At 71.8% G+C, this 19921-nt stretch carries 14 protein-coding genes; 7 read left to right on the top strand and 7 right to left on the bottom strand.

The genetic code is table 11. The features are described 5' to 3' along the window. Positions 1 to 128: 128 nt before the first annotated feature. Genes ACGFI7_RS11595 through ACGFI7_RS11585 form a run of 3 tightly spaced genes read left to right on the top strand, consistent with a single transcriptional unit; the run spans position 129 to position 3664 of the window. Positions 129 to 797, top strand: a complete 669-nt coding sequence (locus ACGFI7_RS11595; RefSeq protein WP_393402396.1) for an amino acid ABC transporter permease — start codon at positions 129 to 131, stop codon at positions 795 to 797. Beyond that, positions 794 to 1687 carry an amino acid ABC transporter permease gene (locus ACGFI7_RS11590; protein WP_393402393.1) on the top strand — a complete coding sequence of 298 codons (894 nt, stop codon included), beginning with the start codon at positions 794 to 796 and terminating at the stop codon, positions 1685 to 1687. The genes ACGFI7_RS11595 and ACGFI7_RS11590 overlap by 4 nt, the downstream gene beginning before the upstream one ends. Positions 1688 to 1723: 36 nt before the next feature. Beyond that, positions 1724 to 3664 carry a prolyl oligopeptidase family serine peptidase gene (locus tag ACGFI7_RS11585; protein ID WP_393402391.1) on the top strand — a complete coding sequence of 647 codons (1941 nt, stop codon included), beginning with the start codon at positions 1724 to 1726 and terminating at the stop codon, positions 3662 to 3664. Between the two features lie 3 nt (positions 3665 to 3667). On the opposite strand, the gene rny is transcribed toward ACGFI7_RS11585, so the two are convergent. The 4 genes from rny to recA form a co-directional block, all read right to left on the bottom strand. Then, positions 3668 to 5284, bottom strand: coding sequence for a ribonuclease Y (gene rny / locus ACGFI7_RS11580; protein ID WP_393402389.1), 1617 nt, complete (start codon positions 5282 to 5284; stop codon positions 3668 to 3670). 305 nt (positions 5285 to 5589) lie between these two features. After that, positions 5590 to 5868 carry a hypothetical protein gene (locus tag ACGFI7_RS11575; RefSeq protein ID WP_393402387.1) on the bottom strand — a complete coding sequence of 93 codons (279 nt, stop codon included), beginning with the start codon at positions 5866 to 5868 and terminating at the stop codon, positions 5590 to 5592. A gap of 115 nt (positions 5869 to 5983) precedes the next feature. Then, complete coding sequence (recX, locus tag ACGFI7_RS11570) at positions 5984 to 6781, bottom strand: recombination regulator RecX (protein ID WP_393403900.1); 798 nt, start codon at positions 6779 to 6781, stop codon at positions 5984 to 5986. A gap of 2207 nt (positions 6782 to 8988) precedes the next feature. Further along, positions 8989 to 10092 (bottom strand): recombinase RecA, encoded by a 1104-nt coding sequence (gene recA / locus ACGFI7_RS11565; protein ID WP_393402385.1) that lies wholly within the window; start codon positions 10090 to 10092, stop codon positions 8989 to 8991. Positions 10093 to 10425: 333 nt separating this feature from the next. Here recA and ACGFI7_RS11560 point away from each other — a divergent pair, with 333 nt between their 5' ends. After that, on the top strand, positions 10426 to 10692 hold the full coding sequence (locus ACGFI7_RS11560; protein ID WP_393402382.1) for a hypothetical protein: 267 nt from the start codon (positions 10426 to 10428) through the stop codon (positions 10690 to 10692). Here the strand turns inward: ACGFI7_RS11560 and ACGFI7_RS11555 are convergent. Both ACGFI7_RS11555 and ACGFI7_RS11550 read right to left on the bottom strand, forming a co-directional pair. Next, complete coding sequence (locus tag ACGFI7_RS11555) at positions 10684 to 10878, bottom strand: DUF3046 domain-containing protein (RefSeq protein ID WP_393402379.1); 195 nt, start codon at positions 10876 to 10878, stop codon at positions 10684 to 10686. The genes ACGFI7_RS11560 and ACGFI7_RS11555 overlap by 9 nt on opposite strands. Before the next feature lie 333 nt (positions 10879 to 11211). Further along, complete coding sequence (locus ACGFI7_RS11550; RefSeq protein WP_393402377.1) at positions 11212 to 11700, bottom strand: VOC family protein; 489 nt, start codon at positions 11698 to 11700, stop codon at positions 11212 to 11214. Positions 11701 to 11789: 89 nt separating this feature from the next. On the opposite strand from ACGFI7_RS11550, the gene ACGFI7_RS11545 reads away from it, so the two are divergent. Genes ACGFI7_RS11545 through ACGFI7_RS11535 form a run of 3 tightly spaced genes read left to right on the top strand, consistent with a single transcriptional unit; the run spans position 11790 to position 18788 of the window. Then, positions 11790 to 16274: an ATP-dependent helicase gene (locus tag ACGFI7_RS11545; protein ID WP_393402375.1), complete on the top strand. Its 4485-nt coding sequence runs from the start codon at positions 11790 to 11792 to the stop codon at positions 16272 to 16274. Further along, complete coding sequence (locus tag ACGFI7_RS11540; protein ID WP_393402373.1) at positions 16267 to 17052, top strand: ABC transporter ATP-binding protein; 786 nt, start codon at positions 16267 to 16269, stop codon at positions 17050 to 17052. Before ACGFI7_RS11545 ends, ACGFI7_RS11540 begins: the two co-directional genes overlap by 8 nt. Continuing rightward, positions 17043 to 18788, top strand: a complete 1746-nt coding sequence (locus ACGFI7_RS11535) for a hypothetical protein (RefSeq protein ID WP_393402370.1) — start codon at positions 17043 to 17045, stop codon at positions 18786 to 18788. The genes ACGFI7_RS11540 and ACGFI7_RS11535 overlap by 10 nt, the downstream gene beginning before the upstream one ends. Before the next feature lie 2 nt (positions 18789 to 18790). Here ACGFI7_RS11535 and ACGFI7_RS11530 read toward each other — a convergent pair whose 3' ends face one another. Continuing rightward, positions 18791 to 19876 (bottom strand): glutamate--cysteine ligase, encoded by a 1086-nt coding sequence (locus tag ACGFI7_RS11530; RefSeq protein WP_393402368.1) that lies wholly within the window; start codon positions 19874 to 19876, stop codon positions 18791 to 18793. Positions 19877 to 19921 lie beyond the last annotated feature (45 nt).

The raw sequence follows: 19921 nt of genomic DNA, 5'->3' as shown, positions 1-19921 counted from the left end.
ATTGTGGTGCGGCGGAATCTTTGTCCCCCCCCACACGCCCGCGGCGCCGCCGGCGGGGGTTGGCGCCTGATCACGCCTGCGGGGGCGGCCGGGACCCCGGCCGCCGCCCTTCTCTGTGGTGGAGCACGATGGACGAACTGATTAAGTACGCGCCCGACCTCGCGGAAGGCTTCCTGGAGAACGTCAAGCTCTCCCTCGTGGCCGCGGTCGCCTCGCTCATCCTGGGCGTGGTCCTGGTGGCGATGCGGGTCTCGCCGACGCCGGTGCTGCGCGCGGCCGCCACCGTCTACGTCAACGTGGTGCGCAACACGCCGCTGACCCTGGTGCTGGCGTTCTCCGCGCTGGGCCTGAGCGACCAGCTCGGCCTGGTGTTCTCCCAGGAGCCGAGCATCAACTCGTTCTGGATCGTCGCGATGGGCCTGTCCCTCTACACCGCGTCGTTCGTGTGCGAGGCGCTGCGGGCCGGCATCAACACGGTGCCGCTCGGCCAGGCTGAAGCGGCCCGGGCGATCGGGCTGACGTTCTTCCAGTCCCTGCGGCTGATCATCCTGCCCCAGGCGTTCCGCGCCGTCATCGCCCCGCTGGGCAGCGTGATGATCGCCATGATCAAGAACACCACGGTCGCGACGGCCGGCGGCTACCTCGCCGACGCCGCCGCCGTCATGAAGATCACCTTTGACACCACGGGCGCCTCGATCCCGATCTTCATCGGCCTCATCGTCGCGTTCATGGTCCTCACCATGCCCATCGGTTACTTCACCGGCTGGCTGTCCCGGCGTCTGGCGGTGGCGCGATGAGCACGACGGTCCTGTTCGACACTCCCGGCCCGCGCGGGCGGGTGCGCAACCACCTGCTCACCGCGGTCAGCGTGCTGGTCGTGGGCGGCATCGCCTACTGGGTCTACCTGGGATTCGACGCCAAGGGGCAGTTCGAGGGCAAGATCTGGGAGCCGTTCCTCGACCCGTACACCTGGGAGACCTGGATCATCCCCGGTCTCATCGGCACGCTCCGGGCCGCCGGTCTGGCCGCGGTGCTGGCGCTGGCGTTCGGCGCGATCTTCGGCCTGGCCCGGCTCTCCGACCACGCCTGGATCCGGGTCCCGGCCGGGCTCGTGGTCGAGGTCTTCCGTGCCATCCCGCTGCTGCTGCTGATCTTCTTCATCTTCTACCTGGCGCCCGCCATGATGGGCGGCGGCGACTACGCCTTCATGGCGGTCGTGCTCGGCCTGACCCTCTACAACGGGTCGGTGCTGGCCGAGGTGGTCAGGGCCGGCGTGCAGGCCGTGCCCAAGGGGCAGTCGGAGGCAGCGTACGCGGTCGGCATGCGCAAGAACCAGGTGATGCGGCTGGTGCTGCTGCCGCAGGGCGTCACGGCCATGATGCCGGCGATCGTCAGCCAGCTCGTGGTGCTGCTCAAGGACACCGCGCTCGGCTACATCATCGCCTACGTCGACCTGCTCAACACCGGCTTCAAGATCCTGCCCGCGGTGTTCTTCGGCTCGCTGATCCCGGCGGCCATCGTCATCGGCGTGATCTACGTCGGGCTCAACATGGCGCTCAGCTATCTGGCCCACTGGTTCGAACGGCGCAGCAGGCGCAGCCGCAAGACCGCGGCGGCGCCGGTCGCGCCACCCGGCGCGGAGGCGATCGGCCTGCGCTCCGGTGGCGGGCTCGACAGCACTGACTGACCCACGAGCGGCGGGGATTTCCGGCAGGATGCGGGTATGCCCGCCGCTCTGTGGCCCTCACCCGTCTCCACCTCCGACGTCGCCCGCGCGGCGGTGCGTCCGGCCTGGCCTGTCGCGTCCGGCGGCGCCGTCTGGTGGACGGAGGACCGCCCCGAGGAGGGCGGCCGCACCACGATCCTCCGGCTCGCCCCCGACGGCTCCCGCGCCGAGCTGCTGCCGCCGCCGTGGAACGCCCGCACCCGCGTGCACGAGTACGGCGGCCGCCCCTACGCCGTCGCCCCCGGCGGCGCCGTCGTTTTCACCGAACTGACCGATCAGCGCCTCTACCTGCGCGAGCCCTCCGGCGAGATCAGGGCGCTCACCCCCGAAGGCGACCGCTACGCCGACCTGACCGTGCGCGACGGCCAGGTGTGGTGCGTGCGCGAACGCCACCTCGACGGCGGCAAGGTCTCACGCTCCGTCGTGACCGTCCCGCTCGCCGGCGGCGAGGCCGCCGAACACGTCACGGGCCACGACTTCTACGCCTGTCCCACCCTCTCCCCCGACGGCCTGCTGCTCGCGTACGTGTGCTGGAACCACCCCCGGATGCCCTGGCACGGCACCGAACTACGCGTCACCCGGCTCGACGGCGGCGAGACGTGGACCGTGGCGGGCGGCCTCGCGGAGTCCGTGCTGGCCCCGCTGTGGCGGGACGACGGCCACCTCTACCTGATCTCCGACCGCTCCGGCTGGTGGAACCTCTACGCGGCCGCCGTCGACGGCGGCGAGCTGGAGCCGCTCTGCCCCCGGGAGGAGGAGTTCACCTGGCCGCTGCTGACCCTGGGCGGCCTCCCGTACGCGCTCCTCGCCGACGGCCGGCTCGCCGTCCTGCACGGCCACGCCGACCTGCGGCTCGCCGTACTCGACCCGCGCACGGGCCTCCTCACCGACCTGGACACCCCGTACCGGGGCTGGGAGTCCACCCTGTCCACCGACGGCACGTCCGTACTCGGCATCGCCTACAGCCCCACCACCCCGCCCTCCATAACCCGCATCAACCCGCCCGGCCACTCGAACGCGGCCGTGACCCCCGACACAGGCCGAACCCCCGCCCTGGGTGGAGCAGGTCAAGGCGGCGAGGCCGGAGAAGAGGCGCTGGGCGGAGCAGGTCGGGGCGGCGAGGTGCTGGCCGGCGGCTCCGGCAGGTTGCCCGATCCGGCCTATCTGCCGACGCCGCGACCGGTGACGCTGCCCGGCGAGGACGGCCGGGAGGTGCACGCCTTCCTGTACCCGCCCGCGCACCCGGACCACGCCGTGACCGAGCCTCGCCCGTACGTGATCTTCGTGCACGGCGGCCCGACCGCGCACGCCGTCACCGCCCTCGACCTGGGCAAGGCGTTCCTGACCTCACGCGGCATCGGCGTGCTCGACGTCAACTACGGCGGCTCGACCGGCTACGGCCGCGCCTACCGCGAGCTGCTGAAAGGGCGGTGGGGGCTCACCGACGTGGCCGACACCGTCGCCGCCGCCCGCTGGCTGGCCGCCGAGGGGCACGCCGACCCCGACCGGATCGCCATCCGCGGCGGCAGCGCGGGCGGCTGGACGGTGATGGCGGCCTGCTGCCGGTCTGAGGTGTTCGCCGGCGGCGTCTCCTACTACGGCGTGAGCGCCCTGGCCCCGCTCAACGCGCACACCCACGACTTCGAGTCCCGCTACGTGGAGTGGCTCGTCGGCCCCGAGGACCTCCGTCTCTACGCCGAACGTGAGCCGCTCGCGCTGTCCGGCGGCGTCTCCTGCCCGATGCTGCTGCTCCAGGGGCTCGACGACCCGGTGGTGCCGCCGGAGCAGTCGGCCGCCTTCGCCGAAGCGCTGGCGGAACGCGGCGTCCCCTGCACCTACCTGACCTTCGACGGCGAGGCCCACGGGTTCCGCCGCGCCGAGACCCGCTCGGCCGCGCTCGCCGCCGAACTCGCCTTCTACCAGCAGGTCTTCCTGTGAGGGTCAGCGCGCGAACTCGGTCGCCCGCGACTCCCGCACCACCGTGATCCGGATCTGCCCGGGGTAGGTGAGCTCCTCCTCCACCTGCTTGGCCACGTCGCGGGCGATCACCTGCGCCTGGATGTCGTCGATCGCGTCCGGCTTGACCATGACCCGGATCTCCCGCCCGGCCTGCATGGCGAAGACCTTCTCCACGCCGTCGTAGGACTGCGCGATCTCCTCCAGCCGCTCCAGCCGCTTGACGTACGCCTCCAGCGACTCCCGGCGGGCGCCGGGACGGCTGCCGCTGATCGCGTCGGCCGCCTGGGTGAGCACCGCCTCGACCGTGCGCACCTCCACCTCGTTGTGGTGCGCCTCGATCGCGTGCACCACGTCCTCCTGCTCGCCGTACCGGCGCGCGATCTCCGCGCCGATCAGCGCGTGGCTGCCCTCCACCTCGTGGGTGAGCGCCTTGCCGATGTCGTGCAGCAGCGCGCAGCGCTTCAGCAGGGTCCGGTCGAGCTTGAGCTCGGCGGCCATGATGCCGGCGATGTGGGCCGACTCGATCAGGTGCTTGAGCACGTTCTGCCCGTACGAGGTGCGGTAGCGGAGCTGGCCGAGCAGCAGCACCAGCTCCGGGTGCATGTCGGTGAGACCCAGCTCGACCAGCGCGTCCTCGCCCGCGCGGGCGCACAGGTCCTGCACCTCGGCGCGGCTGCGGTCGTGCGCCTCCTCGATCCGCTGCGGGTGGATCCGCCCGTCGAGCACGAGCTTCTCCAGCGTGAGCCGCGCGGTCTCTCTCCGAACCGGGTCGAAACAGGACAACAGCACCGCTTCAGGAGTGTCGTCGATGATGAGATTGACGCCGGTGGTCGACTCGAACGCCCGGATGTTGCGGCCCTCACGGCCGATGATCCGGCCCTTCATCTCGTCGCCGGGCAGGTGCAGCACGCTGACGACGGACTCGGCCGTCTGCTCGGTCGCCATCCGCTGCACCGCCAGCGTGACGATCTTCGTGGCGCGCTTCTCGCCCTCGCGGCGCGCCTCGCTCTCGATCTCCCGTACGATCAGCGCGGCCTCACGCTTGGCCTGGTGTTCGATCTCGCGGACCAGATCGGCCCTGGCCTGCTCGCCGGTCATCCCGGCCACCCGCTCCAGCATGGCCCGCCGCTCGTCCTCCGCGCGCAACAGCTCGGCCCGCCTGTCGGCCAGCTCTATCTCCGTCTCGGCGAGCTTGCGGTCACGCTCGGCCTGCCGCCTGGCCTCCTCGTCGAGCCGCTGCTCCCGCTCGGCCAGCCGCTGCTCCCTGCGTTCCAGGTCGGTGCGGAGCTCCTTGAGCTCCGATTTCAGCAGGCGGCTCTCCTCCTCGACCTCCCGCCGCATCTGCACCGCGCTCTCAGCAGCGGCCTCCGACCTGCGCAGGATCTCCTCGGCGTCGGTCTCCGCCTTGTCGCGGATCCGGCCCGCCTCCGCACGCGCCTGCTCCAGCTCGACGTGCACGGCTTCCAGCTGCTCGGGAGAGGGTTCGGCGGATTTCGACACGCCGCCGGACGTCCGCCTGACGACAATGAACAGGGCAGCCATCATTCCGCAGGTCAGTACGAGCACCGCCACCGACAGCACCACGACAAGCGGCCCCATGTACGCCCCGCCCTCCTCGCGTCGTCAACACCCACTAACGCGGCCCTCGCAACGGGAGGGTCACGGGCGCGGCACGGAAAGCCCCGGGACAGATATCAAGCACACGCTGACCGCGCGCCGACTGCAGCAGCCGGCGCCTCGCCTGCTTCGATCAACCAAGCCCACTAGTCCGTCGTTATACCGGTATGGCAATCCGCACTGCGCGGAGTAACTCCTCACTGCCGTCGAGGTTATGCGTCGAACAGGTCACGAGCAAGCAAACGACTTATCAAGCGTGTCTCCACCGCCAGCATCGTCTTGCCTCGTCATCCGATCCGACCCAGGTCGACAATCCCGTACGCACCAGACACGCATTCCGCCGACGACGACCGGCTTGCACGGCAGCCCCTCCCACCGTCGGAACCCGCCATCGGACGGCTCCACATACGGCCCATCAGGTACAGCCTGGTGAGCGCCTCCTGCATCAGGCCGGCGGCTCGCGCGGGTTCCTTCATGCACTGGTAGCGCAGCAGCGCATCGCCGATGGCCGAGCCGGTGGCGGCGACCAGCAGCCCGCTCGACCCGAACTCCATGAACCACGACACGCTACCCATCCCCCAGAAGCCATATCGAGAACCCGTTTCACGACAAGTGCGAGGTTGGCGCAGGAGATGGGCGCGGCCGAACCCGAGCTCACGAGGCCCGCTCCCTCACCCAGGGCTACGGATACTCGTCCTCGACCTCGACGCCCTCCTGCTCCAATGCCTCCCGGATCACCCGGAACGACAGCCCCGGCGGGTAACCCTTCCTGGCGAGCATGCCGGCCAGGCGGCGGGTGCGGACCTTGGGATCGAGGGAGCGCGTGCTGGGCAGCTTCCGCTCCACCAGCCGCCTGGCCGTCTCCAACTCCTGATCCGGATCGAGCCGCTCGACGGCCTCCTGCACCGTCTCCCGGTCGACCCCGCGATGCCGCAACTCGTTGGCCAGGGCACGCTTGGCCAGGCCACGCCCATGGTGCCGGGAGTCGACCCACGCCTCGGCGAACGCCTCGTCATTGATGAACCCCAGCTCGGTGAACCGGTCGAGCACCGACTCCGCCACCTCGTCGGGCACCTCCCGCTTCCGCATGGCCTCCGCCAGCTGAGCCCGCGTCTTGGGCGCCATGGCGAGCAGCCTCAGACAGATGGCCCGCGCCACCGCCTCAGGATCGGCAGGCGGCGTTGCGGCAGCTCCGGAACCGGCATCCGGCCCATCGGCCAGCCACCCCCGCCCGGCCTTCTTCCCTGACCGTCTCCCCTTGCGCCCCTTCTTCGCCTTCTCTTCCGGCACAGGGTCAACCCCCGGCGTCGCCCAGAACTCCGTTTCCCCAGCCGACCGCCCTCGTGACTTCCCAGCCCGCGAGCCCGAGGCTCCCCTACCGAGCTCTCGATCCGCCGCGCCCTCGAACAACCCACCATCCGCCGTACCAGCGGACCCGCCGTCATACACCGGACCAAGGGACCCGCCGCTGTCCGGCATCTCATCGGATCCGCCATGGAACGCCACGCCAGACCCGTCGCCGTACGCAGTGCCACCGGATGCGTCGCCGTACGCAGTGCCACCGGATGCGCCGCTATCCGCAGTCTCGGAAGCTCTGGCGCCATCCGCCGTACCACTGGACGTGCCGCTATCCGCAGTCACGCTGGCTTCGCCGTCGAACGCCGTCGCGCCGGACGCGCCGCTATCCGCCGTATCGCCGGGGGCGCCGTCAAAGACCCCAACGTCCGGCACATGCTCATCAGAAACCGCGTCACTGCTGCGGGGGTCTGACCCGGGGTGGGAATCCGAGGACGTCCCGTCTTCTCGAGCGCGTTCTGCTGGAGCCCGTCCCTCAGCAGAGGTCTGTTCTGCGAGCGCCTCTGACCGGGAGCCCTTCGCCACACCCCCTGCCCGTGCGCGCCCACCGGCTGTCGTAGCCGCCCCAGACACGGCCACGTCAGGGAGGACCACAACATCAGGCAGGGCCGCACCAGGCAGGGCCGCGCCAGGCAGGGCCGCGCCAGGCAGGGCCGCGCCAGGCAGGGCCGCGTCAGGCGCAGCCGAACCTGTTGTAGCCGAACCCGGCGCAGCCGAGTCGGAAGGTTCGGAGGGAGGAAGCGTGCCCTCGGGCTGGTCAGCTGCTTCCCGTTGACGTCGACGCTGCTCGCGCCATTCTTCAGGCGACGGCCAGCCACCGCTGGTCGTCGCACCAGCGCCCCGAGCTTGCCGCCTGGATACCCCGCCGCCTCCCCAGCCGGTGGGCCTGGCCCATTCGCCAGTGGAGGGCACGTCGACCTGATGCCCGGTGGCAAGCTCGTCGGCTTGATGCCCAGTGGCGATCACGTCTGCCCGATGCCCGATGGCAGGCACGTCCACCTGATGCCCGATGGCAGGCACGTCTGCCTGATGCCCGATGGCAGGCACGTCTACCTGATCAGTGGTGGCAGGTGCATCTGCCTGATCCAGAGCAGCCAGCGTGTCTGCCTGATCCACGGTGGCAAGCGCGTCTGCTACTGCGGTGGTGGGCGCATATGTCCGCCCCTCAGGGATGGATTCGTCGACCTGTCCCTCGGCAGGAGAAGCCTCGACAGGAGAACCCTCGGCCGGGACGCCGAGAGAACCGCCCCCGGCCTGCCCTGCGATCGAGGCGCCACCGCTCTCCTCCGTAGGAGAAGGATCGCCGGCCGACTCTCCAGAAGAAGGGTCACCAGCCAGCTCTTCAGGAGAAGGCTTGCCACCCATCTCCTCACCGGAGGGATCACCATCGGACATCGCCGCGGAAAAATCATCGCCGGCCCCCGGACCACCGTCCGCGGCCGGATCCTCCCAGCGCATCTCCGAGGAGGTCGGGGCGTTGTCCCCCGTCGGCGCACCCCACCGCGTCCCCAGGGAGAGCGAGTCGTCGGCCCCCTCCTGCGCACCGGACCCGCTGTCAGCCCGGTCGGCCGTCACCGGATCCTCCGTACCGGATCGTTCCCGTACGGACAGGTCACCTGCGGAAGCGCGTGTCCCACCGCGCCCGGGCTCGTCCGAGGGCAACTCCGCACGAGCCTCCTGGAGCCGGGAGGAGCCCTCAGAAGACCCCGCCGTCACCCCATCGGCCTGCCCCGGTGTCGAGGGACCGACCTCAGACTCACCCCAGACCCCGGGACGATGTGCCGAACCGCGCGTTCCCTCCCCCGACGACAATCCCGTAGGGGGCTCCTGGGGTGCCGAGGAACCCTCAGGAAGCCCCGCTGCCACCTGACCGGTCTGCTCCGCCGCCGAGGAGCCTTCAGAAAACACCGCTGCCACATGGCCGGCCTGCCCCGGCACTGAGGAATCGGCCTCAGGCTCACTCCAGGGTCCGGGACGGTGTGCCGGAGCATGCGTTCCCTCGCCTGAGGACGTAGGGGACTCCTCGGGCGCCGAGGGGCCTTCGGAAGAGCCCGTCGCCGCCCGGTCGGCCTGTCTCGGCGTTGGGGAATCGGCCTCCGGTTCGCCCCAGAAGGGGTGGCGTTGGTCGGGTTGGGTGGGAGGGCTTGACCACCAGGTGTTGGCCGAGGGGGGCTGGTCGCCTGGGGTTTGGTCGCCGAAGAAAGGGTGGCGTCCGGTGGGCGAGGGCGCGGGAGCGCCCGCCGCGCGGGAACGGCGTGGCTTGCGGCGGGATGAGGCCGGGGCGCCCCGCTCAGGGGGCGCCGGATCCGTGTCACTCATGCGCCGACCGATCAGACGTCACCAGGCTTCGGCGTGGACTTGGAGCCGCGACCGGACGTGGCCGGGGCCTTGGCGGGCGCGGCGGCCACGGGCGCGGGGGGCTCGGCGGGGTCGTCGAGGCGCGGGCCCACGCCCAGCTTGTCCTTGATCTTCTTCTCGATCTCGTTGGCCATGTCAGGGTGGTTGCGCAGGAAGTTGCGCGCGTTCTCCTTGCCCTGGCCGAGCTGGTCGCCCTCGTAGGTGTACCAGGCGCCGGACTTGCGGACGAAGCCGTGCTCGACGCCCATGTCGATGAGACCGCCCTCGCGGGAGATGCCCACCCCGTAGAGGATGTCGAAGTCGGCCACCCGGAAGGGCGGGGCCATCTTGTTCTTGACCACCTTGACGCGGGTGCGGTTGCCGACCGCTTCGGTGCCGTCCTTGAGGGTCTCGATGCGGCGGATGTCCAAGCGGACGGAGGCGTAGAACTTCAGCGCCTTGCCACCGGTCGTGGTCTCGGGCGAGCCGAACATGACGCCGATCTTCTCGCGGAGCTGGTTGATGAAGATGGCGGTGGTGCCGGTGCTGCTGAGCGCGCCCGCGACCTTGCGCAGGGCCTGGGACATCAGGCGGGCCTGGAGGCCGACGTGGCTGTCGCCCATCTCGCCCTCGATCTCGGCCTTGGGCACCAGGGCGGCGACCGAGTCGATGACGATGATGTCGACCGCGCCGGACCTGATCAGCATGTCGGCGATCTCCAGCGCCTGCTCACCGGTGTCAGGCTGGGAGACCAGCAGGGCGTCGGTGTCGACGCCGAGCTTCTTGGCGTACTCGGGGTCGAGGGCGTGCTCGGCGTCGATGAACGCCGCGATGCCGCCCGCCCGCTGCGCGTTGGCCACCGCGTGCAGCGCGATGGTGGTCTTGCCGGAGGACTCGGGACCGTAGATCTCGACGATCCTGCCGCGCGGCAGGCCGCCGATGCCGAGCGCGATGTCCAGGGAGATCGACCCGGTGGGGATCACCTCGATGGGGGCTCGGGCGTCATCGCCAAGGCGCATGACGGAACCCTTGCCGAACTGCCGCTCGATCTGAGCGAGGGCAGTCTCAAGGGCCTTCTCGCGGTCGTTGATAGCCATGGGAACTCCCCCTGGAGGGTCGTGGTCCGAATCAGTCGAGTGAAAGCTACGGTCTGCCACCGACATTTTCCCGGAGGCGGTCGTGGCGACGTGGCCCGGCGCGACTATCGTAGCCGAACGACTGTTCGATCACACGCACCCCGTGAGAAGGCCTGCGGGAAAGTCGCGCCACTCGGCGGGGAAGGTCTCAGCGCCGTCGTCCCAGCCCCGTGTCCAGGGAGATCGCCCGACGGGGCAGGGCGCCGGGCCGCCCGGTCCATGACGGCACGCCTGGGTATGTTCTCATATGCCTGAGCTGGGGAGACTCCTGGAAAGAGGGCAGGAGGCGGCCACGTGGCGAGCTCGTACACCGGTGAACGGCGCATCCTTTTGCATGACCTCGCCGAGGCGCTGCCCCGCCATGGGCTGGTGAGCCGAATGGTGGGCGGGGAAGAGCCGCTGCTGTGGGTGTGGCATCCGGAGACGAGCAGGCAGACGCTGGTGTTCGCCACGCCGTCGCGCGAGGGGTGGCTCTTCCTGTGGGCGCCGGGCGGCAGGGCCGAAGCGAACGATCTGGAGCGCGCGGCACGCAGGCTCGAGGAGACGCTCGGGTCAGCGTAGCCGGGAGGAGACGTCTTCGACCTGGCAGACCGCCCGCCAGACCGACTTGGCGCTCTCGCCGTCGGCCAGCGCCTGCACCACGGTGCGGCCGCCGAGCGGCGCGATGACGTAGTCGCGCGCCCACGACTCGGCGTAGGCGTCACCGAAGTGCTCGCGCATCCGTCTCCAGAACTCGGTCAGGCGCATCACTCAAGTATGGAGCGGCCCCGGGTGTGGGTAAGACATGCGCATGGCAAAGACCCCGAAATCCTCACCCCCCAAGTCAGCCAAGGCCAAGGCCAACAGGGCGAAGCGCCGTCACCTGCTGTCATTACAGCGCTCGGCCGTACGGAAGGAGAAGACAGAGAGGGCGGAGCGGCACGCCGGGATCAGGCAGGAACCACGAGCGGGCAGCCCGCGCACCCGCCGCGCCTCACGCCGCTGAGGCGGCAAAGGCGCTGAAGCCACAGGTCGCTGCACGCGTCGCGGCGCTGAGGTCACGCGTCACAGCACAATCGTCGCGACGCAGAGGTCCACGCGTCACAGCACGCGTGCGCCGTACATCTCGCCGAGGTGGTCGGCGAGCAGCTCCAGCCGGGCGCCGTCGGGGTCCTTGAAGTAGATGGAGGCGCCGCTCTCGATCTGGTGCGGCACGCCGGCCATCTCCAGTTTGCCGCGCAGCCGCTCCCAGGTGGCGGGGTCGACGGAGATCGCGATGTGGTGCAGGCCGCCGAGCACCTCCTGGTAGGGGCCGAGGTCGAGGCCCGGGAGGTCGAAGAACGCGAGCAGGTTGCCGTTGCCGATGTCGAAGAAGAAGTGGCTGGAGCCCTTGTAGTCGCGGTTCTCGAAGATCTCCGTCAGCGGGAACTCCAGCAGCTCCTGGTAGAACATGATGGTGCGTTCCACGTCCGACGACAGCAGGGCGATGTGGTGCAGGCCGCGCGCGCTGGACGAAGGCCGGTGCGCTAAGAGATAGCGCCGCCGGATCTCCTCGCGGCGAGCCTCGATGGCCGCGTGGTCGATGGTCACGGTCGGTGTATGTCCGCCGACGCGCTCGCTCAATCGCGCGGCGCGGGAGCAATGCGTTTTCTGTCGGTGCCGCGAGGCAGTATGTGCTGGTGAGCTCGCTCGACCGCTTCAGCCAGGTGACCAGGAGCTGGTTCTCCGGGGCCTTCGCGGCGCCCACCGCCGCCCAGGAGGGTGCGTGGGCGTCGATCGCCCGCGGTGACAACACGCTGGTGGTCGCGCCGACCGGTTCGGGCAAGACGCTGGCGGCCTTCCTGTGGTCGCTCGACCGGCTGGCGGCCGAGCCGCCGGTGAAGGGCACGCGGGTGGTGTACGTGTCGCCGCTGAAGGCGCTCGCCGTCGACGTGGAGCGCAACCTGCGCGCCCCGCTGGCGGGCATGAAGCAGACGGCGCGCCGTCTGGGCCTGCCGGTGCCGGAGATCTCGGTGGCGATCCGGTCGGGCGACACCCCGGCGGAGGATCGCCGGCGGTTCGCCGCCAAGCCGTCAGACGTGCTCATCACCACGCCGGAGTCGCTGTTCCTGCTGCTCACCAGCCAGGCCCGGGAGGCGTTGCGCGAGGTCGAGACGGTGATCGTCGACGAGGTGCACGCCGTGGCGGCGACCAAGCGGGGCGCCCATCTGGCGTTGACGCTGGAGCGGCTCGACGCGCTGCTGGAGCGGCCCGCGCAGCGGATCGGCCTGTCGGCGACGGTGCGGCCGGTGAGCGAGGTGGCGGCGTTCCTCGGCGGGCCGCGCCCGGCGGCGGTGGTGCAGCCGCCGGCCGACAAGCGCATCGAGGTCGAGGTGGTCGTCCCGGTCGAAGACATGACCGAGGTCGAGTCGGGGCCGCGGCCGGCCGACGCGGAGGAGTTCGCGCCCGACCCGGCCAACCGGTCGATCTGGCCGCATGTCGAGGAGCGGCTGTTCGACCTGATCGCGGCTCATGACTCGACGATCGTGTTCGCCAACTCGCGGCGGCTGGCCGAGCGGCTCTGCACCCGGCTCAACGAGCTGGCCCAGGCCCGGAGCGGCGGCGACGTCGACCTGTCGGTGTGGGACCGCCCGCCTGCCGAGGTGATGGCGCAGGCCGGGTCGAGCAAGGGCGTGGGGGCGGAGGTCGTGCGGGCCCACCACGGGTCGGTGTCCAAGCAGGAGCGGGCCCAGATCGAGGAGGCGCTCAAGTCGGGGCGGCTGCCCGCCGTGGTGGCCACGTCCAGCCTGGAGCTGGGCATCGACATGGGCGCGGTCGATCTGGTGGCGTGCGTGGAGGCGCCGCCGAGCGTGGCGAGCGGGCTGCAGCGCATCGGCCGGGCCGGTCACCAGGTGGGCGCGGTGTCTAAGGGCGTGATCTTCCCGAAGTACCGCGGTGACCTGGTGCAGACGGCCGTGGTGGCCGAGCGCATGAAGAGCGGCCTGATCGAGGAGCTGCGCTATCCGCGTAACCCGCTCGACGTGCTGGCCCAGCAGATCGTGGCGATGACGGCGCTCGACGAGTGGACCGTCGAGGAGCTGGAGACCGTGGTCCGGCGTGCGGCCCCGTACGCGACCCTGCCGAGGAGCGCGCTGGAGGCGACGCTCGACATGCTCGCCGGCCGCTACCCGAGCGAGGAGTTCGCCGAGCTGCGCCCGCGGGTCGTGTGGGACCGGGTGACGGGCACGCTGCGGGGCCGGCCCGGCGCGCAGCGGCTGGCGGTGACCAACGGCGGCACGATCCCCGACCGTGGCCTGTTCGGCGTGTTCCTCGTCGGTGAGCGGGCCTCGCGGGTGGGCGAGCTCGACGAGGAGATGGTCTACGAGTCGCGGGTCGGCGACGTGTTCGTGCTGGGCGCGTCGTCGTGGCGGATCGAGGACATCACCGCCGACCGGGTGCTGGTCTCGCCGGCTCCCGGCCAGCCGGGCAAGCTGCCGTTCTGGCACGGCGACACCCCCGGCCGCCCGGCCGAGCTGGGCCGGGCCATCGGCGCGTTCCTGCGCGAGCAGGCGGCGGGCGACTCCGCCGATCGGCTGCTCGAGGCCGGGCTCGACGCGTACGCCGCCGGCAACCTGCGGTCCTACCTGCGCGAGCAGCGGGAGACGACGGGTTACGTGCCCGACGACAAGACGCTGGTGGTGGAGCGGTTCCACGACGAGCTGGGCGATTGGCGGGTGGTCATCCACTCCCCTTACGGCGCGCGGGTGCACGCCCCGTGGGCGCTGGCGATCAACCGGCGGCTGCGCGAGCGCTACGGCGTCGACGTGCAGGCGGTCCACTCCGACGACGGCATCGTGCTGCGCATCCCCGACACGCTGGCCGAGCCGCCGTCCGACGTGGCGGCGTTCGACGCCGAGGAGATCGAGCAGATCGTGACGGAGGAGCTGGGCGGTTCGGCGCTGTTCGCGTCCCGGTTCCGCGAGTGCGCGGGGCGGGCGCTGCTGCTGCCGCGCCGCGTGCCCGGCCGGCGCAGCCCGCTGTGGCAGCAGCGTCAGCGGGCCGCCCACCTGCTCGGGGTGGCCTCGCGTTACGCGTCGTTCCCGATCGTGCTGGAGACGATGCGCGAGTGCCTGCAGGACGTCTTCGACGTCCCGGGGCTGGTCGCGCTGATGCGCGACATCGCCGCCCGGCGGGTGCGGGTGGTGGAGGTGGAGACGGGGCAGGCGTCGCCGTTCGCGGCGTCGCTGCTGTTCCACTACGTGGGCGCCTTCATGTACGAGGGAGACGCGCCGCTGGCCGAGCGGCGGGCGCAGGCGCTGGCGCTGGACACGTCGCTGCTGGCGGAGTTGCTGGGCCAGGCCGACCTGCGCGAGCTGCTCGACCCTGACGTGATCGCCGACACCGAGCGCGAGCTGGCCAGGCTGGATCGCTCGCTGCGTGACGTGGAGGATCTGGCCGACCTGCTGCGCTCGCACGGGCCGCTGACCGACGCCGACGTGAGCGTGCGCGGCGGCGATCCGGCCTGGCTGGAGGAGCTGGAGCGGGCGCGGCGGGCGATCAGGGTGCGCGTCGCCGGTGAGGAGCGGTGGGCGGCGATCGAGGACGCCGCGAGGATGCGCGACGCGCTGGGCGTGCCGCTGCCGGTGGGGGTGCCGCACGCGTTCCTGGAGCCGGTGGCCGATCCGCTGGCCGACCTGCTGGCCCGGCACGCCCGCACCCGCGGCCCGTTCCACGCCGCCACGGCGGCCGAGCGGTTCGGGCTGGGCGTGGCCGTGGTGACCGACGCGCTGCGCAGGCTGGCGGTGCCCGGGCGGGTGGTCAACGGCGAGTTCCGGCCCGGCGGGCGGGGCGAGGAGTGGTGCGACGCGGGTGTGCTGCGGATGCTGCGCCGCAGGTCGCTGGCCCGGTTGCGCAAGGAGGTCGAGCCGGTCCCGCCGGAGACGCTCGCGGTCTTCACCCCGGCCTGGCACGGCATCACCGCCGGCACGCGCGGGGCGGCGGGCGGGGGCGCGCGGGCGATGGACGCGCTCGTCCGCGCGATCGAGCTGCTGCAGGGCGCGGCGGTGCCGGCCTCGGCGCTGGAGACGCTGGTGCTGCCGTCGCGCGTGCCGGGCTACCAGCCGGCGCTGCTCGACGAGCTGACCGCGGCCGGCGAGGTGATGTGGGCCGGTCAGGGGTCGTTGCCGGGCGGCGACGGCTGGGTGTCCGTCTACTTCGCCGACACCGCGCCGTTGCTGCTCCCCGAGGCGGGCGACATCACGATGACGCCGGCCCACGAACGCATCCTGGAGGAGCTCGGCGGCGGTGGCGCGCTGTTCTTCCGCCAGCTCGCCGATCGGCTGGGCCTGCTCGACGACCAGGCGGCGGCGACCGCGCTGTGGGATCTGGTGTGGGCGGGGCGGGTGTCGGGCGACACGCTGGCTCCGCTGCGGGCCACGCTCGGATCGGGGCGGCCCGCCCACCGGCCGGCGACCCGCAAGCGGCGGGCGGTGCTGCCGAGCCGGAGCGGCCCGCCGACGGTGGCCGGGCGCTGGTGGCTGCTGCCAGAGGCGGCGCCCGACGCGACCCTGCGCGCGCAGGCGCAGGCGGAGGTGCTGCTGGAGCGGCACGGCGTGGTGACGCGCGGCGCGGTCACCGCCGAGCGGCTGCCCGGCGGGTTCTCCCCGATCTACCAGGTGCTGCGCGCTTACGAGGAAAGCGGGCGGTGCCGGCGGGGCTACTTCGTGGAAGGGCTCGGCGGGGCGCAGTTCGCGCTGCCGGGTGCGGTCGACCGGATGCGCGCGATGAGCCCGTCCGCGTCGGGCGAGCCGCGTCAGGAGCAGCGGGCCGTGGTGCTGGCCGCGGCCGACCCGGCCAACCCCTACGGCGCTGCGCTGCCCTGGCCCGCGCATCCCGGGGAGGTGGCCCACAAGCCGGGCCGGAAGGCGGGGGCGCTGGTGGTGCTGGTCGACGGGCTGCTGGTCCTCTATGTCGAGCGGGGCGGCAAGACGCTGCTGTCGTTCGCCGACGACGACCGGCTGCCGCCCGCCGTCGACGCGCTGGCGCTGGCCGTACGCGACGGCGCGCTGGGCAAGCTGACCGTGGAGCGGGCCGACGGCGAGCCGATCGTGGACTCGCCGCTGGGAGACGCTCTGGAAAAAGCCGGTTTCCATCCCACACCGCGAGGTCTTAGGCTCCGTGCGTAGATCATCCACATTTGACCAGGGAGCAGTCATCACCGCCGCATTACAGATCGACGGTCTGTCGAAGACCTTCGGTGACAAGGTCGCCGTCGACCAGGTGTCGTTGACCGTGCCGCAAGGCTCGTTCTACGGCCTGGTCGGGCAGAACGGCGCAGGAAAGACGACCACACTCTCGATGGCGGTGGGGCTGCTGCGGCCCGACAGCGGGTCGGCGCGGATCTTCGGCGTGGACGTGTGGGCCGACCCGTCGCGGGCCAAGCAGCTCGTCGGGGTGCTGCCCGACGCGATGGCCATGCCGGAGCGGCTGACCGGCCGGGAGGTGCTGACCTATCTCGGCCTGCTGCGCGGGCTGAGCCCTGAGGTGGTGGCCGAGCGGGCCGCCGACCTGCTGGCGGTGCTGGAGCTCGACTCGGCGGAGAAGACGCTGGTCATCGAGTACTCGACCGGCATGCGCAAGAAGATCGGCCTGGCCACGGCGCTGCTGCACGCGCCCAGGCTGCTGGTGCTCGACGAGCCGTTCGAGGCGGTCGACCCGGTGTCGGCCGCGACGATCAAGAAGATCCTGCGCGACTTCGTGGCCGGCGGAGGGTCGATCGTGCTGTCCAGCCATGTGATGGCGCTGGTGGAGCAGTTGTGCGACCACGTCGGCGTGATCGACCGAGGGCGGGTGGCGGCTGCCGGGCCGCTGGCCGACGTGCGCGGCGGCGTGACGCTCGAAGACCGGTTCGTGGAGCTGGTCGGGTCCGGTTCTGACGCGGCCAAGGGGCTGTCGTGGCTGTAGCGGTGACGATGGCGCGGATGAAGGTGGCGGTCCTTCGGCACGCGCTCACCGGCCGGCAGGGCGCCATGGTCGTGTCCGCCGGCTCGCTGGGGGCGCTGCTCGCCGCCGGCACCGTCCTGCTCGCGTTCCTCGACGGTGACTGGCTGACGGCCGCGTACGCGGTGTGGCTGCTGGGCTGGGTCATCGGGCCGGTGTTCTCCGGCGGCGGCGACGAGACGCTGCGGCCCGAGTTCTTCTCGATGCTGGGGCTGCCTCCTTACCGGCTGGCGACGGGGCTGCTGGTGTCGGCGTTCGTCGGGGTGGCGCCCGCGGTCAGCCTGCTCGCCCTGTCAGGGCTGGTGGTGGCGGGGGCGCGGCAGTCCGGCGTGGTGGGCGCGCTGGTGGCGGTGCCCGCGATGGTGCTGCAACTGGCCGTGTTCGTGCTGCTGTCACGGGTGGCGGTGGCGCTGCTCGCGGTCGCGCTGCGGTCGCGGGTGGGGGCGCTGGGCGCGGGCCTGGTCAACGGGGCGATCCTGGCGTTCCTGGGGCAGGGCTGGGTGTTCGCCGTCGCGCTCGGCCAGGGCTCCGGGATCCCGGAGTTCGTGCGCTATCTGCCGTCCGGCTGGGGCGTGCTGGCGGTCGGGGGCGACTTCCTGGCGCTGGCGGCGCTGGTGGTGCTGGTCGCGCTGCTGCTGGGCGTCTGGGCGGCGCTGCTCTCCAGGCGGACGGGGGCGACCAGGCCGTCGACGCGCGGGCGCCGCCCGATGCGGGCGCGCTCGCCCCGGGAGGCGGTGGTGGCCAAGGAGCTGCGCACCTGGACGCGTGACCTGGTCCGCACCCACCAGGTGACGTTCGCGCTGGCCTACGGGCTGTTCTTCGCGGCCGCGCCGCTCGTGCTGGGCTGGGCCGGGCTGCTGCCCTGGGCGGGGCCGATCTTCATCGTGATGGCCGCGGCCATGACGTCCAACCTGTACGGGAGCGACGGCACCGCGCTCTGGCTGACGATCATGACGCCCGGCGCGTCCGACGTGCGCGGCAGGCAGCTCGCCTGGCTGGCCGCGGTCGCGCCGCCGGCGCTGGTGGTGACCGTCCCGCTGACGGTGGTCGGCGACGGCTCGTGGCCGATGGTCAGCGCGGTCACCCTCGCGCTGCTGGGCGGCGGGGCCGGGCTGGTGCCGCTGGTGTCGGTGTACGGTCTGGTGCCGGGCATCGACCCGCAGCGGCGCGGCGGCAACCCGCTGCGCACCAGCGAGGACGACGGCTCGCTGACCGGGCTGGCCTACCTCATGCTGCTGCTGGTGGCGGCCACGGCGGCGCCCGCCGCGGTGGTCGCGGCGATGTACGGCTGGGCGGGCGTGGCGGCGGGGGCGGCGACCGGCGCGCTGTGCTACTGGGGGTTCGGCAGGCTGGCCGAGCGGCGGCTGGAGGCGCAGGGCCCGGAGCTGCTCCACATGATGCGCACCGGGCGGCGCCCGGAGACGAAGAGCTCCTTCAAGATGCCCGAGATGCCGAAGACGGCCCAGGCCGTCACCTACACGTGCTGGGGCCTGGCCATGATCCCGCTGTTCCCGCAGGGCATCGTGGCGACCGTCTTCCTGGCCAACGGCATGTACAGGCACAGCTGGTTCCTGGCGACCTACATGTCGCCGGGGCTGCGCTGGCCGACGGCCATCGGGATGATCGCGATCGGGCTGACGCTGCTGGGCACCGGCTGGTTCCTGATGAGCAAGTACCGAAAGAAGGCGGCCGAGGCCTGACGTCAGGCGACGGTGGCCTCGATGAGGTCGTCGACGACCTCGGTGAGGTCCTGCTCGCGGGCGTGCACGCGGCGCTGGCGTTCGGCGCCCGAGCCCTTGGCGAGCAGGCGTTCCAGCCCTTCCTCGACGTACGACAGGTCGCCGGCCTCCGCCAGGGCGTCGCTGACGTGGGTCAGGAGCCGGCGGGCCATCAGCGGCGCCGGCACGAGCGTGCCGTGGCGGACGTCGAGGCTGTCGCCGGTCAGGCCGTCGCGGGCGGCCCGCCAGTAGGCGGCGCGCACCACCTCCGACGGGATCGGCAGGCCGCGGTCGCCGCGCGCCACGTCGGCCAGCGCCCTGACGACGAGGCCGCGTACCAGCCCGATGATCGTGAGGCTGTCGTTCACGTCGAGCGGCACGTCCGCGACCCGCACCTCGACGGTGGGGAGCTGCGGAGAGGGCCGGGCGTCCCAGAAGACGGTCTTCGGGTCCATGAGGGCGCCCGACTCGGCGAGTGCGCGCAGGGCCAGCTCGTAGTCGCCGAAGCTGGGGAAGTACGGCGGCGCGCCGGAGACGGGCCAGCGGCCCCAGCTGATCACCCGCCAGGAGGCGTAGCCGGTGTCGCGGCCGACGAAGAACGGCGAGTTGGCGGCGAGCGCGATCAGCGTCGGCAGCCAGGGTCGTAAATGGTTGCCCACGTAGACGGCGTGCTCCTCGTCCGGCACGTCCACGTGCACGTGCAGGGCGCAGATGCTGATCTCGTCCTGCAGCGCCCGGTAGAGGGTGCGGCCCTGCTCGTAGCGGGCGTCGTCGCTGAGCGGCGGGGTCATGACGTTCCCGAGCACCGGGATGCCGCTGGCGACGACGGCGAGCCCGCACGAGCGGGCGGCCCCGGCGACCTCCTTGCGCGCGGCGCGCAGCTGGGCGCCGAGTTCGCTCAGGTCGGCGGACGGCGCGGTGCGCGCCTCCACCTGGAACCGGGTGATCTCGTGAGCCACGTCGAGCACGTCCGTCGCCGCGGCGAGGACCTCGGACGCCCGGGGGGTGACGTGGCGGGTGTACGGGTCGACGACGAGATACTCCTCTTCGATCCCGATCAGCGGAACCATGCCCACACCTCGCAGGAAGTCGGGGAGCCTCCGCACGATTTGTGC

The organism is Nonomuraea sp. NPDC048826, from assembly GCF_043198225.1.
Taxonomy (GTDB): Bacteria; Actinomycetota; Actinomycetes; order Streptosporangiales; family Streptosporangiaceae; genus Nonomuraea.
This window is presented reverse-complemented; position numbering and strand designations above follow the sequence as displayed.

Bases quoted from the DNA above. Each gene is read 5' to 3' on its own strand.
- ACGFI7_RS11585 (WP_393402391.1), top strand. From the start codon at position 1,724: ATGCCCGCCGCTCTGTGGCCCTCACCCGTCTCCACCTCCGACGTCGCC.
- ACGFI7_RS11530 (WP_393402368.1), bottom strand. From the start codon at position 19,876: ATGGTTCCGCTGATCGGGATCGAAGAGGAGTATCTCGTCGTCGACCCG.
- ACGFI7_RS11555 (WP_393402379.1), bottom strand. From the start codon at position 10,878: ATGCGCCTGACCGAGTTCTGGAGACGGATGCGCGAGCACTTCGGTGAC.
- ACGFI7_RS11590 (WP_393402393.1), top strand. From the start codon at position 794: ATGAGCACGACGGTCCTGTTCGACACTCCCGGCCCGCGCGGGCGGGTG.
- recA (WP_393402385.1), bottom strand. From the start codon at position 10,092: ATGGCTATCAACGACCGCGAGAAGGCCCTTGAGACTGCCCTCGCTCAG.
- ACGFI7_RS11595 (WP_393402396.1), top strand. From the start codon at position 129: ATGGACGAACTGATTAAGTACGCGCCCGACCTCGCGGAAGGCTTCCTG.
- rny (WP_393402389.1), bottom strand. From the start codon at position 5,284: ATGGGGCCGCTTGTCGTGGTGCTGTCGGTGGCGGTGCTCGTACTGACC.
- recX (WP_393403900.1), bottom strand. From the start codon at position 6,781: ATGCCGGACAGCGGCGGGTCCCTTGGTCCGGTGTATGACGGCGGGTCC.